Below are 16,000 nucleotides of genomic sequence, written 5' to 3' on the forward strand. Positions count from 1 at the left end.
GAATCTAAAATCTTCTGGCATTGGAAACCAAAAACTATGACTTATCTGGCAACGATTCTTGCGAATTCAATTCCTTTGAAATAGTGTTGTAAAATTTCTTTGTGGTTGAATTGGCTTTTTGCCATTGCAAAACTTCCCCATTGGGACATTCCAACTCCATGTCCGGAACCCAACCCTTTCACATAAAAATCTCCAGATTCCTCTTTTCGAATTCCAAAACGAGTGGATTTTAGTTTTGTGGCACCAATTTTTTTGCGGAATTCTGTGGCTTTGATTCTTTTGTTGCCTGAAGTTCCAATGATTTCCAATTCATTCACACGTGAAGTAGGGAATCGACTTGCAACAATGATATCTTGTATATCACCAACACCTAAGTCACGTAAGCTGTTATTCACGTAATCAGTTTTCCATTTTTCTTCCCAAGAATATTGATCTCCATCCTTATCATATTCTGATGGAACGGCTTTTAAATATTCTACTGAATTTCCCCAGACATTTGCAGGGTCTTCCGTATACCCACCGGCATTAGAATGGAAAAAACTTTGGATAGGTTGGCCTTTATGAATAAGGATTAATCCTTCCGTTTCAAAAACTGCTTCAGATGTATTTTTGTGTTCTTTGTTTTTCCCTTTATACACTTGAGTATTGGTTGATGTATCAACATCATACTCTTGTTTTTTGCGGCTTAACATTTCTTTGACAACGTAAGTTCTTGCACAAATTGCTTGTGCCTTTAGTGCTTCTTTAGGCCATGAAGCACTGACTTCAGAAGGTACAACAGAAAGTAAATATAACTCGACTGGCACTAAATTAATAATTAAAACTTTTCCATCAATAGGTTTGAGTAGGACCGTGCCACGGTAACTTACTCCTTTATATTCAATCCATTCCGATTGACTTTGAATCGAGATAGGAGCTTTGATTGCAGTCGGATTCAAAGATAAAAAATCGTAAGCCTTTTTGATGACTAAGTCATTTGCATCTTTGACAACAATTTCACCACTGGTTTTAAAGATTTCTTCTTCACTTGCATGACCCAAAAAAACTCTGACAGGCCGTGATTTAAAATTAGATTCCTCTGGTGCCCAGTTAGTCACCATCACACTCGCACAACCGATTTGTCCTAAAATGACGATACAGAAAAATAAAATCGATGTCCGTAGTTTCATAGTTCCCTCAGTATTCCTTTCGGAAGAAATAGAAAATCGGTAAAGGGATTTTATGATCGTTTTCTTTGGAAGAAAAGGACAGATTCCGTATGAGGTGTTTGTGGGTAAGGGTCTATAAGCATTCCATCGACAAATTCGTAGGTAGATAAAAAGGAACTCACATCTTCTTTTTGTGAGTAGGGATTACATGAGACATAGAATACAAACTCTGGTCCAAAATCTCGGATCCAATGATTCACCAGTTTTCCTGCGCCTGCTCTCGGTGGATCGAGGATGAGAGTTGCATTTTCTTTTCTTTCGATCGATTCGACTGATTGAAATAAATTGGTCACCAGAAAATTTTGTGATTTCGAAGGATACGTCTGTGCAAAAAGATGAGAAGCAATTTGAATTGAGGATTCTGTTAGTTCATATCCGTCAACATGTTGGAACGAACCTCCGTATAACAAAGAAAAGAATCCATTACCACAAAATAGATCGATTAAATTGGATTGGTGTTTTGGAATTCGGTCTTTGATAAATTGTAAAATAGGCAAAAACCCATTTGGGTTCGGTTGGAAAAAAGAATCAAAGGGAACTTCAAAATTTTGTCCAAGGACAGTTTCCGTAAAACTTGGTTTCCCTCGTAAAACTTCAGGACGGCCAACGGCGGAAACCTCCGACTTGGGACGATTGTAACAAAAAAGAAGGGAATCTTGGGACAATGTTTCCAAACATAATTTGCGAAATGTTTCCATGTTCGGATGGCTTTCATACCCATCCGTAAAGGTAAAAATCAGAATCCCATCGTCTGTGTTTTGAGCTTTGCGGATTGTTAGATATTTGAGTCCGCCTTCTTCCGACTTTCTATCCCAAATGACATCGGGAAATTGATTCAGTAAATTTTGTACATCTTGTAAAGCAATGTTTGCCCAATTAGATTGGATGGAACATTGATTAATGGGAACCACATTACGAAAATTACCTCGTTGCCTTTGTCCAATCACAGGACCAGGGAACACCGAAAAATCCATCCTAGAACGATAGGCATAAGTTTTGGATTGAGGGACTGGAGTTAAGGATATTCCTAAATCATTTTGGAAGGAATCTAGAATTGGTTTGAATTTTAAATCCAATTGGGTTTCGTATGGAATGTGTTGTCCAGTACAACCTCCACATTTCCCAAATACATTACATTTTACTAAATCCCATTTGTGATTTCGTATGATTTCGTGGATTTTTAAGGATCTTTGGCGTGGCCTTCGTTTCACATATTCTACAATCAGTTCGTCACCCGGGTGTACGAAAAAAATGTCCACCTTCTTTCCGTTAGGTGCGGTCACTATGCCCGAAAAATCGGAATTGAGTCCCTCAACTTTGACTTTGTCCAATGTTTTCTTCTTGCCAGTTCCTTTTCTTTTGAATAGGATTTCTGACATGGTTTTTTCGAAAAGACTCTTTTCAGTATTTGTTTTATCTTTCCTTTCTCTTTCTAACCTTTCACAGGTTTCGGCTCAGGTTTTGCTAACCAATCAAATCTTAGATTTAAGATCAGAATCGTCGTTTGGAAATCAAATTCATAAATGGAGTTTCAAACCTGGAGATTCACCCCTTGTGACAGAAAATACGGAGGACGATTTGTATTTAGATGAGGATGCAGGTGAGATCAAAGCGCATACATTTGCTTATGCACAACCCGTATTAGAGGAGTCGGCTCGTAATGGTTGGATCTCTGGATTCCAAATCCAAACAGGTTGGGATAAAGTGACTGATGGTGATGGAGAATTGTATTTCCCTAGTTTTATAGATTATTTAGAAAAATACAAAGGATATGGATGGTATAGAACTGAGATTATCATCACAAATGATGACATCCAAAATAAATTCAAATCACGGAGTTTAACCGTAAGACTAGGGCAAATTAGCCAGGCAGATGCTGTTTATTGGAATGGAAAATTCATTGGCGGTACTGGTTTGCATTTGGATACAGACACTAATGTGCAATTAGATGATAAGTCACTGTATAGTGATAAAATTCGATTCTACAAAATTCCGTATCATTTACTCAAAATAGATGAACCTAATGTACTTGCCGTCCGAGTGTTTGCAAAGTATCCGTTGAGTCCAGGTTTATCACATGATAAATTTTATCTTTCTTCCTATAAGTATTCGGAACGAGCAGAGTATTGGAATGATTTTAAGAAAATTTTTGTCATCGTCCTTACTATTTTACTTGGATGTTTTTATCTCTATTGGCAAATCTTATTCCGAAATGAGGAACATTCCACCATTTATTTTTCGTTAGGTTCTATTTTTATGGCTCTTAACACTTTATTTCAGAGCCAAATCATTTATTCCATATTAAGTGATGGTTTTTGGATAAAAAAAATGGAATATTTTGCATGGGTTGGACTCGTCCATTTTTTGTTTAACTTTATTGTCCGTTTTGCCCATGTAAGAAGTGGTTGGATACTCTTAACCAATCGTTATATTGATGGCGCAGGATTGATTTCTGCTCTCGTGATCCTATTCTCTCCTAACTTATTATTTTTATCTAAATTTTTCTTTTACTGGAGTTTCCTAACAATATTACTCGGTGGTGCATTGTTTTATATTTTATTTCTAGGAAGGAAAATTCCTTCAATGGGAACTGTTTCATTTGGTTTTTTTGCATTTATATTACTTATGTTAAATGATGTTTTTGTGGAAATGCAATGGGAATGGTATCCAAGTCATACTTATGTAAAAGATTACGCTTTTGCTGCCTTTACGATCTCGGTTGCTTTATCAATTGTCAAAAACATGATTGATTCTAGAAAACTTGTGGAAAAACAAAAAGAAGAAAAGGAAAGATTGTCTAGGTACTTTTCACCTGCAGTAATGGAAACCATTGTTGCGGACAGCATAAAGTTAGGTGGTGAAGAAAAAGACATAGCAACATTATTTTCTGACATTGTTGGATTTACCACGTTTGCAGAAAAAAATCCTCCTGGTGTTGTCCTTAATCACTTAAATACAATTTTTGAATCCTTATCCGATTTGATCTTTCATTATTCAGCCACTTTGGACAAATTCATTGGGGATGCTATTATGGCATTTTGGGGGGCACCAAAACAAACCGATTTAGATGCATACCATGCAATTGCCTGTGCTGTTGATATGCAAAAACGAATGGTAGAAATCAATAAAGAGTTAGGATTAGAACCTGGAACTTTTCGCTTGAGAATTGGTGTAAATTTTGGAGAAGCAATCGTGGGAAATATCGGTTCTGTTAAAAGGATGGATTACACCGTGATTGGTGATGCTGTGAATACGGCTGCTAGACTTGAAAGCCATGGAATTCCTGGAAAAGTAGCAGTATCCGAAGCAGCTTTTCTTGCTGCAGGTGGCGAAAAATACATTGAATACGAAGACACCAAAGAATTAACCTTAAAAGGGAAATCGGAACCTGTAAAAGTATACTTTGTTACCAAAGTCCTTCCACGAGATTAATTTACTTTTTTAAAATCCAACCACTTCCTCCTTTCCTTGGGAGGAAGTTTTTCAATCGCATAACGAAGCATAGTGCGAGGCATTTGAGTTACATGTGATTTTAAAAATTGTTTTAATATTTCCAAATCTCGTTTGCCTATCTCTCTTAACATCCATCCTGTTGCCTTGTGAATGAGATCATGTGGGTGGTTTAGGAAATATTCGCAGAGTGAAATCGTTTCCGTGAATAAACCTTTTCGAATCCAATAAAAAGTGGTTAAGATCGCAATTCGATTTTCCCACAAATCATTTGAGTTTCTCAATTTGGTGATAAAACTTTTATCTTTTTCGAAATAATATTCACCAAGAATTTTATCCGCGCTGGCATCTACCAAATCCCAGTTATTGATGTATTTTGTATTGTTTAGATAAAATTTTACAATTTTTTCTTTTTTACTCTCTTCAATATTTTTGGTTTGGTATTGGTGGACTAAAATTAATAAAGTAGTCAATCGCACTTCATGATAGGGTGAAGTCATTAGAATTTGTAAATCCTTCAGATCAAGTGAATGTGCATATTTTTTTGCAATGATTCTTTGATTTGGAACGGTGATTCCAAGGAATAAATCACCTTCACCGTATTCGCCAGGACCGGATTTAAAGAAACGTGGAAAAAATTTTGCCTTTTTGGGATCTTTAAGTTTTTTTAACTCTTCGATGAGAGTTTCTTTTGTCAGATTCATACTCCAAAACTCACTGTTAATTTAGCATTTGTCATATTTTCTGCAACGGTTTCACATTCTTCCATACTCCCTTGGAAACAAATCGCCTTCCCGTTGGAATGGGCTTCGATTGCAATTTTTTTAGCATCGCGTTTGGTTTTAAAACATAGTTTCATGAGACAATCTTCTACATACGAAAATTCATGGATTGCATCATTGAACAAAATGACAAAGTAAGAATAAACCGAATCTGTTTTTAAATCTGTTTTTTCTTCAAAAATGGGTTTTGTCTGGTCTGTCATGGGAAGAGTGAGTTGGACTTGCCACTCAGTTCACCAATATACTCCAAATAGGAATTCAGTTTAAACTTTTTTTTTGTTGAATCCGAAGACATAAAACGTACGTTCCCAAATACATTTCGTTCGGGAAACCAAGGCCTGTCAAATAATCCAAAACACCATAAAATTCCAGTATAAGAATTCGGATTCCTTCCATCGTAAGCATACTTATTGTTGAGATGTTCTAGGATCAAAAATGCCTCTTCATATGATTTTGTCCATTCGATGACTTTTTTCCCCCATAACATTCGCATATAATTATGGATTTTTCCTGTTTTTACTAATTCCGTCTGTGCGGCGTTCCAAAGTTCATCATGGGTTTTTGCATTTTCAAATTGGTCTAAGGTATAAAGAAATTCCCTATGATCGTTTTGGTGTTTATTGAAATTGGTTTTTACCCAATCTGGTAAGTGTTCTAAATTGATTTGTTTTGGTTTGTCTTTCCAAAAGAATAAATAACCTATGTCTCTCCAAGTAATGAGTTCATCTAGAAAATGATTGGCCGATAACGACGGAGAGTAAAAATTTTCACGATCTCCTGGTTTCGCGTGACTGAATCTTTCTGGATTCCATTTACCTTTTGTACTATGTTTCAAAACTGCTAAAAAGATTTCATCAATACTGATCCAACCAAAATGTAAGTATGGAGATAAGCCACTTGTGGCGGTAAGTTCAGGTCTATTTGGTTCAGATCTTTTTGTCAGATATAAATCTAATTTGTTTTTTAAAAAATCATCCAATAAACGAAGTGCTTCTTTTCGCCCACCTTTGACTCCATTGACGGGTGAGACTTGGTGTTGAAACGGAATTTGTTTCATTACTTCTCCCATCGATTTTGGAAGGCCTATCAATTTTGGAGGTTTTGCGTTTCCTTTTACGTCTATTAGATCTTCATGTTTCCAAATGATTGTGTTAGTTTTTGGAAATTCTCGATTGAGTACTTTATGGATCCAAAGTCTCAAAATTCTTGCTGCACTTGCTTGTTTTTCAAAGCGTGAGAATGGAATGAGAGAGTTACCATCAATGGATAACAATTGGCATTCGACTTTTTTTGCTAACTTCGAAGTTTGTTCGGGAATGATAAAACATGGAAAGTCATCCGTTACGACAACGGCTGCGTTTTCACAAATTTCTTTAAGAAGTCCTCTAGCTGAATGATTTGGTGTTTCTACAAAAGGCCAATACTGAATTCCAAGTTCGTCTGCTCTTGTTTGGTTTTCAAACATCCCTTCCAAAATAAATTGATGGATCCGTTCTGAATTCCAAGGGTAATCCATCCGAAGACCTTCATAAACAACGAGTTGTTTTTTTAATTCTTTCGCTAACTTGACGGCATGGAAAAATGCATGGTTGGCATCAAAACGCCTATATGCTTGCATCCAATAGAGTACAAATGGCTTTTTAGCATCAATGGGTTTGTTGTTACAGACTCGAATACGTTCGGAATTCACTCCTATTAGAGGGCTATGATTGAATTCTTGCTTTGGTTTTTTTGTGGGATCCTACTCATTCGAACGAAATGCTTAAAAATTAAGCTGTCTGTTTTAGATTAACTCAAATTGATTAAGGGTTCCCATCGAAGAGGGATACATTCATGGTATCACTGCTTGGTTTTTAGGGCATATTGGAGGGTTTCTAGGCAAGTTCTTCTTTTTTTTATCTAAAATTGGCTGATTATTCCCAATGGGTACCAATCTTGCATCACTTTTCAGCAAATAACATGGAAAGGATACATGGCAATATGAAACAATATTTCAAATCAATCGCCTTCCTTCTCCTGGTAGTTCCGATGTTCCTTTTTGCAGATGAAGCTGCAACAGTCGTGAGCCCAGCAGAAGAAACCGCAAAAGCAATCCAAACATTAACTGTAGGACTCGACACATTATGGGTGTTAGTTGCAGGTATGTTGGTGTTCTTTATGAATGCTGGATTTGCATTAGTAGAATCTGGATTTGCACAATCAAAAAACACAGTAAATATTTTAGCAAAAAACTTTATCGTTTTTGCAGCCGCAACATTCTCTTATTGGGCAATTGGTTGGGGATTGATGTTTGGTGACGGAACTCCTTATTATGCTACGGAAGGTGTTTTCTTTTTAACTGGACTTGATAACTCTCCTGCACTTGGGGATGACTACAAAGGTGTTTATTCTTCAATGAATTGGACTGGTGTTCCGCTACTTGCGAAATTTTTCTTCCAATTAGTTTTCGCTGCTACTGCTGCCACAATTGTATCAGGAGCTGTAGCTGAGCGGATTAAGTTCCATTCCTTTTTAATATTCTCATTCATACTTGTTGCCGTGATGTATCCTTTCACAGGTCACTGGGTATGGGGTGGTGGATGGTTAGCTGGACTTGGTTTTCATGACTTTGCAGGATCTACCGTCGTACACTCTGTAGGTGGATGGGCAGCCCTTGCTGGTGCCATCGTACTTGGAGCGAGAAAAGGTAAATTTTTACCTGATGGTCGTATCAAACCAATCCTTGGCCACAATATGACATCTGCAGCTCTTGGAACACTGATCCTTTGGCTCGGTTGGTTTGGATTTAACCCTGGTTCAACGATGGGTGTTGGTGATGGTAGTACAATGTCACACGTTATTGTTACCACAAATATTTCTGCAGCACTCGGAGCACTTGCATCCACAGTGACTGCTTGGATCATCCTAAAAAAACCAGATCTTGGTATGATTCTCAATGGAACACTTGCTGGACTAGTAGGGATTACTGCACCTTGTGCAATTGTAAGCCCAACTTCTGCTGCAATCATCGGCGCTGTGTCAGGTGTGTTAGTGGTGTTGTCCGTATTATTCTTTGATAAAATGAAAATTGATGACCCAGTTGGTGCAACATCAGTTCACTTGGTGTGTGGAATTTGGGGAACACTTGCAGTTGCCATTTTTGGATACGAAGGATCTCCTGCTGGAGTAGACGTTCCTTCCATTCTTACACAACTCTATGGAATTTTAGCAATCGGTGGATTCACATTTGCCGTTTCTCTCATCCTTTGGTTTGTATTAAAACTAGCTGGTGGAATCCGAGTAAGTGAAGAAGAAGAATTAAGTGGATTGGATCTTGGAGAACATGGTGCAGAAGCATACCCTGATTTCAATATCCGAGTTCGTGGTTAAGGAAATAGGAGTTTAACATTATGAAAATGATCATTGCAATCATCCAGCCACATAAGTTGGAAGAAGTAAAAGCTGAGTTAACCAAAAACGAAATCTATCGTTTAACAGTATCAGACGTTCAAGGTTACGGACAACAAAAGGGAAAAACTGAAGTTTTCCGCGGTCATGAGTATACTGTGAACCTACTCAGGAAAGTAAGGTTAGAAATTGCTGTAAACGATGAATTCGTAAAACCAACTGTAGATGCGATTCTAAAAGCAGCTAAAAGTGGTGATGGAAAAATCGGTGACGGTAAGATTTTTATCACTCCTTTAGAAGAAGTGATTCGAATCAGAACTGGCGAAAAAGGTAAAAACGCCATTTAACATTCCTTTCAAATAGGAAAAATCGGAAAACGCGCGGGTGAGGTATTTTTCATTCGTGCGTTTTTTATTGAATCAAAATCTCCAATGTATTCTTCTCAGATTTTATTTCAGATAACAGTTGTTCCTTTGTTATCTTAAGGCCACCGGTTCGATACTGATGGGGCATTCTTTTTGCACTGATTTTTTTACCATTGAGTTTTATTGAATGGATTAATCCATTTATGGATTTAACTTCATATTTAAGATTGAATTTCGTAGAGAAAAAATCCGCTTCAATGTTTAAACCATTTAGATCGATTGGTAGTATTGGATCAAAGATGATTCCATTTTTTTGGATTTGAATCCCCAGAAGAGTTTCATAAAATAATTTTAAGAATATTCCTGGTCCACTGGAATATACTCTCCAGCCACCTTCTAAAGGAATTTCTCCTCTTAAAAGTTTATTATAATTGGTTTCCGCATCCGTTCGATCCAAAAATACTCCATCGGAGCTCGAATAATAGCAGTTAGACTGACGTATTTCACAACTTGGAATACGATTTCTAATTCCTATTGGATTGATTAGATTGAGTTGCTTGAAAAACTCCTGTGATTTTCCCATCTCAGCCAATGCTTCACAATACCTAAGATGGGCATGGGTATACATAAGTCCTATTTCGCGTCCAAAAAAACTGGCAGTCTCTGCTCGTTTAAAAAATGTTGACTGTCCATTTTTGTAAGGAACTGGTTTGTCAAATAATCTCACACCATCTGGTCCCGTTAGATGAGATTCTATTATTTTTAAATGGAATTCTGCTTCGTCCTTCGTAAAAACATTGGAAATGATTCCGTAAATCATTGGCAAAATACTGTATCGGATGCTTGAAACTTTATCTTTTGGGTGTAATAGAAATTCTTTTTCTCCGTTAGATGAAAATTGAATGAGTCCGGCAATGATTCCTGATTCCATACAATTCTCTCGGATTTGAAAACTTAGCGTATTGGATAATGATAAATAGAAATTTTTCTTTTCTTCATTTCCAAGGATTTGATAATACCAAACTAATTTTTGAAAGAGGATAATTTGTAGTTCCGCAGTCCAAGGGCTTACAGCTTCGTCTCGAAAGTTTTTTTCCTTTGGTTGCATCGAGTCATTCCAATCTCCATTCCCATATTTTGGTAAAACTGTATTGGGAATAAAGCGATTCAAAATTTCTTTTAGAGGGATTTCAATTCCCTCTGCAATCTTACGTTTGTTGATTCGGACCTGATTTGAGGTTGTTTCTTCCAATATGCTAAAATCGTCTGTCCTCTCTAGATAAATGAGGATACATATAATCGGCCAATATAAAATGTCTCCATGTGAATCATCGGCTCGGATATGTTTATCTCTTTCATATAACATAAACCATTGAGGCCAATCTCCATCTTCATTCTGTTCGCTGAAGACACGGATGCACAAATCTCTGATCGCAGAAAAATTACCCGAGGTCAATAAGTATTCAAATGCACCTTGGCAAACATCTCTTGTTCCCCATCCACCACCCGAAAATTGCTCTAAACCTCTCGGATTTAGGTAGTGGATTTCGGCATTTTGTTTGAACCACGGAAGGATTTCAATCATCTCCAAAAAACTTTGATTATTTGCTTTTTTTGCAGAGTTTAATAGTGATCGATATTGAATTAGATATTCATTGTTAAATGAAGTTTTTTTTGCCCTTTTTTCAACCTGTAATTCTCCAAAAATATGTAATGTAATGGATGATTGAATTTCTGTACTGATGGTCAAATAGGGTAGGTTGAGTGATTGATTCGATTCAAATAACATTCGGTCATCGGAAACATTTAAATTCGCAATTGAATCAGTTTCTATCCGAAATCCTTTTCCATTGAATCTTTCGAAAATAGTACTCTTTTGGTTTGGAGAAACTGTAATAGAATGGGTTGATTTGTTGATGGTAAGAGGAAATGGTAAATTACCATTGTCTCCATCTAAACTAGTCGCAAAAGAAAAAATGACTTCTAATGGATTCGAAAAGTCATGCGAAAAATTGATCGTGAACGAATCGTTATCATTGGCATTTAATTGGATCTGAATGGACTCGTTGTTAAAAAAATAGACCCACTTTAAGGAACTTGGTTTGAACACCAAAAAAGATGGATTTTCTAAACAGATCCATTCCCCTTTTACTTTAATAAAAATCCTTAGACCTTTTGATTGGTTCGTTCCCAAATCACCACTTTTTCGCGAAAGCAATTGGTTGATGCTAGTATGACCTTGTGTGAGTTGAGAAATAAATAGTCCATTAAAATAAGAAGTGGAAGTAAGAGATGATTCTTCTGGAGTGAGATTCACTCCTGTCCTTAAGAGCTGGCCTTGCGGTCTTTTACATAAAATTTCTTTTTGCAAAAGAGAAACATAGGTGTCTTCATCGGTAAAAAAAGACAAGATGGATCCGTCTTGAGATCGTTCCACATTTCGCCAAGGATTCGCAAACTGTAATTTCAATGTATTTTCATTGACTTTGTTGCCATTCCCATTTTTGCGATGGTGAAATAAACTGATATTTGGTGCTAATGTGATTTCAACAGGTGATACATCATACTCCCAATCGTCTAACATGGATTTTGGTTCATATGGTTGAGAAAAAAATGTTTCGATCCTATCCAGATTTTCAATGAGAAATGTATAAAAATGGCTAACAACTGTTTCTTGAGGTTGTAGAACTGTCTCCTCTGTTCCTAGTCCAATGATTGAGTGTTCTCCTTGATATCTTCGGTTTTGAAAAGGTTTTACTTTTCCTTGTTCAAATATATCCCTTCCATCTGTCGCATAGGAAGAAACTATTTGGTCAGAGAACGTAAAACTTGCTGGGTGTTTTCCAAAAACCAATTCATTTTGTCTAGATAAAATGGAAGTTCCATATGTTTGGTTTTGGATCACTTCATGATGAATGTATTGGGAAACAAATGCTTCATTTAGTTTTGCGGAATTGGGATCGCAAAGTCCAATGTCTTGGGTGTAAACCAAAGATATTGGGATCATGTTGTTTGATTGGTTTTGAATTGTTGTTTGGACTTGCCAAATATTTTGAATAGGATGGATTTCAAATTTCGTGATGATATTTAAATTATCAATCTTTCGACTGATAGTAACCTTACGTTCAGATGTTTGGATCAAAGGTGATCCAATTGGAGAAAAAAGTGCGATGGATTTTGTTTTTGATTCTAATCTATATTCTAAAGTTAGATTGAATACACTTTGATCCATTTCATTTCCAAAATATAAATTCATTAACGTATCGTTTAAATAAATGGAATGTAATGAAACATTTGAAAAAAAATGAACATTGAGTCCAGATTTGTTTTTAAGGATTATCATTAAACCTCCTTTAAAAATGGGTTTAACGTAATGACCTTCCATTTCCCAAAATGAGAAAAGTTCAGATGGTAATCAAATTCAAGTGCTGTTTCTTCTCCCTTCGCAATGACAATACATGTAATTCCTAAATTATGGAATTTTTTTAATATTTTAGAAATTTCGAATTTACCGACACTCGAAGTCGGACGGTCAATCACAACAAATTTTGGTTTCGCTAACTCGATTCTAATAGTGGAAATTTTGAATTTTTCAGCTAATGAAAGTTCGTCGTCCCATTCTTTTAGGGCAGATAATCCGCCCAATCGTTTAACTAACATGTCAATGTTATGATTTTTCAGTTCTTTCATTACTTGTTGGTCTGAAACTGAATTACCCAAAAATGCAGGTACGATTACATTGCGTAATCTTCCGGGAGGTAAGTAAGGTTGTTCGGGTAAAAATAAAATTTCATCTCGGCTTGGTTTTAAAATGATTCCTTCTTCATGATGAGAGATTCCCGCAAGAGATCGAAAAAAACTAAATTTTGTTTCCTCATCAATGGCTGTAACAAGCCATCTTTCTCTGGTTTTGATGGTTAGATCTAAGTGATCGATGATGAATTTTGATTTATCACCTGAATAGATAGAATAATTTTCAAAGATGATTTCGTTGGACTTGTAGTTAGTTTCTTCCTTTTTTTGATTCGTCTTTTCATAATGAACCATTGCTGTATCCAATGTATGTAAACGTTTTACAACCGCAGTGAAAGCTGATATAGATTGGAATTGTGTTACTATCAGTGAAAACGCATTTAATAGTGTAGTAAAAGCAAGCCCTGCTTGAGTGATAACTCCAAATTCTATTTCACCACGCATATAACTTGGTGCAATGATGAGCATGGGAATGATTTGGATAAAATAGTTATAACTATTTGTGAATAAGCTAAGTCTTAAATTGACTGAGATTAATTTTTTAAAATTCGTCACAAGTTTTTTCAATTTCGACTTTAGTCTTACTATCATTCTGAGTTCTCTATGGGTAACGGCGATGGATTCTGCATGTTGTTTGATGTGGAGTAAATCGGAACGATAGTTTGCTTCTAAATCCAATTGGTTGTAATTTAGTCGAATGAGCTCTTTTCCCAGAAAGATAGTAGAAATGGTTCCGATCGTAGCATATAGAACCGCTACCAAAAACAAAGTTGGATTGATACTCCATAAAACACCGGCAAAGGAAATTGCAGAAAAAAGTCCTCCTAAAAAAAGTAAAATGAATGAAAGAGTTGTGGTAGTGAAGGATTTGACATCATCAGAGATCCTTTGGTCAGGATTCTCGATTCCTTTTTGGTTTAAAATTAAATGGTATGTTTTTCCATTTAAGTAAGAATTTGTGAGCCTCCATGTTAATTGTTCTCTCCATACAATCCCAAGTCTTTCTTCAATAAAACGATAGATGGAGCCGATCCCAGCTGAGATTAAAAATACAATTGCATACAAAATTGCATATTGATAGAATCCCTTTTGATTTTTTTGTTCTATTGAAGAGATAAAATCTCTTCCAACGAAACTATTAAAAACATTAAATACATTGAATAGGATGACAAGTACAATCAGGTAGATGCTGTAACGAATTGCCGTTGGCCCTTGTTTGGAATTTAGTAATTGGGAAATGATTTTTAGTAAATGTTTTCCAGGAGGGTATTTGATTGGTTCGATGGCCATGAAGGGAATTGAATTTCATTAAAAGCAAAATTTTTTGAAACGCAAGATTTATTTTTGAAATCTACCTATTGGATTCGGATCTCTGAAGAGAATTGATTTAGAGCTGTTCGCAGTCTTTTATTTTTCACTCGGTTTAAATTTAAAATTATTTTCGCTGCAACCAAAAAATCCTTTTTTTTATTTATTTTCTTTCGAATTTGGGTGAAAATTCTATCCATTTTTATAAAAACTAATTGCATTAGTTAAAAAAACTAATTATATTAGATTTTATGAGATCACACTACCACATGATTCTGCTTTTAGTTACGATTTTTTTCCCTTTATTCCTTTGGGCCGATGAGATTCCCAAATCACAAAAACAAATTACATCTTATTTCCAAACGACTGAAGGTAAGATTGCGTATTACCAACTAGGTAGTGGGAAAAAGAATTTTATCTTACTCCCAGGAATTGGGGATAGAAAAGAAAGTTATGCAGAATTGGCCAGTTTACTTTCAAAAGATGGAAATGTATATGTTTTCGACCTAAGAGGGTTAGGTGATTCAGATATCAATTTTAATTCATATGGTCCAAAAGAAACTGCGTTAGATACTTTGGCATTTATTCGGGAAAAAAATTTAAAAGATGTTTATATAATTGCAAATTCAATGACGGCTGCATCTGCCGTTTACATCCAATCAAAAGAAAAAAAACGAGTGTTGGGACTTGTTCTTTCCGGTCCATTTGTGCGTGACAATGAACCTATGTCCTTTGTTTTGAAATCTATTTTACAAATTATGTTTCGCGGACCTTGGGGGCCAAGTGCTTGGGTCAAATTTTATGAATCACTTTTCCCTGTCCAACCTCCAAAAGACTTAGAAGAACGAAAGAACAGACTTAGAGAGAATTTAAAACAAGAGGGAAGGATGGCCGCGATTCGATCGATGTTATTTGCTTCCAAAAAAGAATGTGAGGATGAGTTAAATAATGCGAAAGGGAACCACATCATCATCATGGGTGCCAAAGATCCAGACTTTGATTCACCAGAACGAGAGGCAAATTGGATACGTGATACAATTGGCGGGACAGTTTTTCTGTATGAAAACGGAGGGCATTATCCCTTTGTAGAAGAACCCAACCGATTCTATCAAAACATACAATCTTTATGGCAAAAAAAATAAAAAATAAAATCGGAAGGCCGAAAAAAGGACAAATCCAAATCAATCGTCATTTGGTACTCGACGTTGCTTGGGATATGATTCAAAAAGTTGGGTTTTCAGAATTTAGATTGTCAACACTTGCAGAAACTTTAGGAATCAGAACTCCTTCCTTATACAATCATATTTCAGATATGGAAGATATATTTCGAGAAATGAAAATTAGGACATTGCGGTTATTAGGTGACAAATTAGACGAAGTGTTAAAACTAAATCAAGTTAGGTCCAAACGGATTTCTAAATTTTTGATTACCTATAGAAAATTTGCAAAAGATTATCCACATTTGTATCCTCTTGTGATTGCCTCTACCGAATTTGATCCCGAAATTAAAAGTTATGGTGATCGAATTTTACAACTTTGTTTAGATGCTTTTCATTTAGTCAATCTGGACAATGAAACCGTTCACAAGATTCGAATCATACGTTCTTTCGTCCATGGATTCATCGACCTAGAACGGGAAGGTGGATTTGGGAGAAAGGAATCTGTTGATGAAAGTTTTCAGAAATTAACGGAATCTCTCGAAACTGGAAAACTCTGGTAAAACTTTACTTTTCGGGAGAATGTGTGT

General features: G+C 36.0%; 12 protein-coding genes. 5 read left to right on the forward strand and 7 right to left on the reverse strand.

What is annotated here, in order from left to right; translation table 11 throughout:
• Positions 1 to 41: 41 nt before the first annotated feature.
• Positions 42 to 1,169 carry a SpoIID/LytB domain-containing protein gene (locus tag EHQ43_RS10905; RefSeq protein ID WP_135742955.1) on the reverse strand — a complete coding sequence of 376 codons (1,128 nt, stop codon included), beginning with the start codon at positions 1,167 to 1,169 and terminating at the stop codon, positions 42 to 44.
• 50 nt (positions 1,170 to 1,219) lie between these two features.
• Entirely contained in the window at positions 1,220 to 2,539 is a 1,320-nt protein-coding gene (locus EHQ43_RS10910; protein ID WP_135771281.1) for a class I SAM-dependent RNA methyltransferase, read from the reverse strand.
• A 46-nt stretch (positions 2,540 to 2,585) separates the two neighbouring features.
• On the opposite strand from EHQ43_RS10910, the gene EHQ43_RS10915 reads away from it, so the two are divergent.
• Entirely contained in the window at positions 2,586 to 4,640 is a 2,055-nt protein-coding gene (locus EHQ43_RS10915; protein ID WP_135771221.1) for an adenylate/guanylate cyclase domain-containing protein, read from the forward strand.
• Here the strand turns inward: EHQ43_RS10915 and EHQ43_RS10920 are convergent.
• Genes EHQ43_RS10920 through EHQ43_RS10930 form a run of 3 tightly spaced genes read right to left on the reverse strand, consistent with a single transcriptional unit; the run spans position 4,637 to position 7,130 of the window.
• Positions 4,637 to 5,362, reverse strand: a complete 726-nt coding sequence (locus tag EHQ43_RS10920; RefSeq protein WP_135771222.1) for a DNA alkylation repair protein — start codon at positions 5,360 to 5,362, stop codon at positions 4,637 to 4,639. The two genes, EHQ43_RS10915 and EHQ43_RS10920, sit on opposite strands and share 4 nt — an antisense overlap.
• On the reverse strand, positions 5,359 to 5,643 hold the full coding sequence (locus tag EHQ43_RS10925) for an ATP-dependent Clp protease adaptor ClpS (protein ID WP_135771223.1): 285 nt from the start codon (positions 5,641 to 5,643) through the stop codon (positions 5,359 to 5,361). Before EHQ43_RS10925 ends, EHQ43_RS10920 begins: the two co-directional genes overlap by 4 nt.
• A complete protein-coding gene (locus EHQ43_RS10930; RefSeq protein WP_208731017.1) occupies positions 5,640 to 7,130 on the reverse strand; it encodes a deoxyribodipyrimidine photolyase in 1,491 nt (496 codons plus the stop codon). Before EHQ43_RS10930 ends, EHQ43_RS10925 begins: the two co-directional genes overlap by 4 nt.
• 290 nt (positions 7,131 to 7,420) lie before the next feature.
• Between EHQ43_RS10930 and EHQ43_RS10935 the strand changes: the two genes are divergently transcribed.
• Positions 7,421 to 8,809, forward strand: a complete 1,389-nt coding sequence (locus EHQ43_RS10935) for an ammonium transporter (RefSeq protein ID WP_135742959.1) — start codon at positions 7,421 to 7,423, stop codon at positions 8,807 to 8,809.
• Positions 8,810 to 8,829: 20 nt separating this feature from the next.
• Positions 8,830 to 9,174: a P-II family nitrogen regulator gene (locus EHQ43_RS10940; RefSeq protein ID WP_012389358.1), complete on the forward strand. Its 345-nt coding sequence runs from the start codon at positions 8,830 to 8,832 to the stop codon at positions 9,172 to 9,174.
• Between the two features lie 64 nt (positions 9,175 to 9,238).
• Here EHQ43_RS10940 and EHQ43_RS10945 read toward each other — a convergent pair whose 3' ends face one another.
• Positions 9,239 to 12,535, reverse strand: coding sequence for a GH36-type glycosyl hydrolase domain-containing protein (locus tag EHQ43_RS10945; protein ID WP_135771224.1), 3,297 nt, complete (start codon positions 12,533 to 12,535; stop codon positions 9,239 to 9,241).
• Positions 12,535 to 14,235 (reverse strand): ABC transporter ATP-binding protein/permease, encoded by a 1,701-nt coding sequence (locus EHQ43_RS10950; protein WP_135771225.1) that lies wholly within the window; start codon positions 14,233 to 14,235, stop codon positions 12,535 to 12,537. Before EHQ43_RS10950 ends, EHQ43_RS10945 begins: the two co-directional genes overlap by 1 nt.
• 269 nt (positions 14,236 to 14,504) lie before the next feature.
• Between EHQ43_RS10950 and EHQ43_RS10955 the strand changes: the two genes are divergently transcribed.
• On the forward strand, positions 14,505 to 15,395 hold the full coding sequence (locus EHQ43_RS10955) for an alpha/beta fold hydrolase (RefSeq protein WP_135771226.1): 891 nt from the start codon (positions 14,505 to 14,507) through the stop codon (positions 15,393 to 15,395).
• On the forward strand, positions 15,380 to 15,973 hold the full coding sequence (locus EHQ43_RS10960; RefSeq protein WP_135752988.1) for a TetR/AcrR family transcriptional regulator: 594 nt from the start codon (positions 15,380 to 15,382) through the stop codon (positions 15,971 to 15,973). The genes EHQ43_RS10955 and EHQ43_RS10960 overlap by 16 nt, the downstream gene beginning before the upstream one ends.
• Positions 15,974 to 16,000 lie beyond the last annotated feature (27 nt).

This window comes from Leptospira bouyouniensis (assembly GCF_004769525.1).
Lineage (GTDB): Bacteria > Spirochaetota > Leptospiria > Leptospirales > Leptospiraceae > Leptospira_A > Leptospira_A bouyouniensis.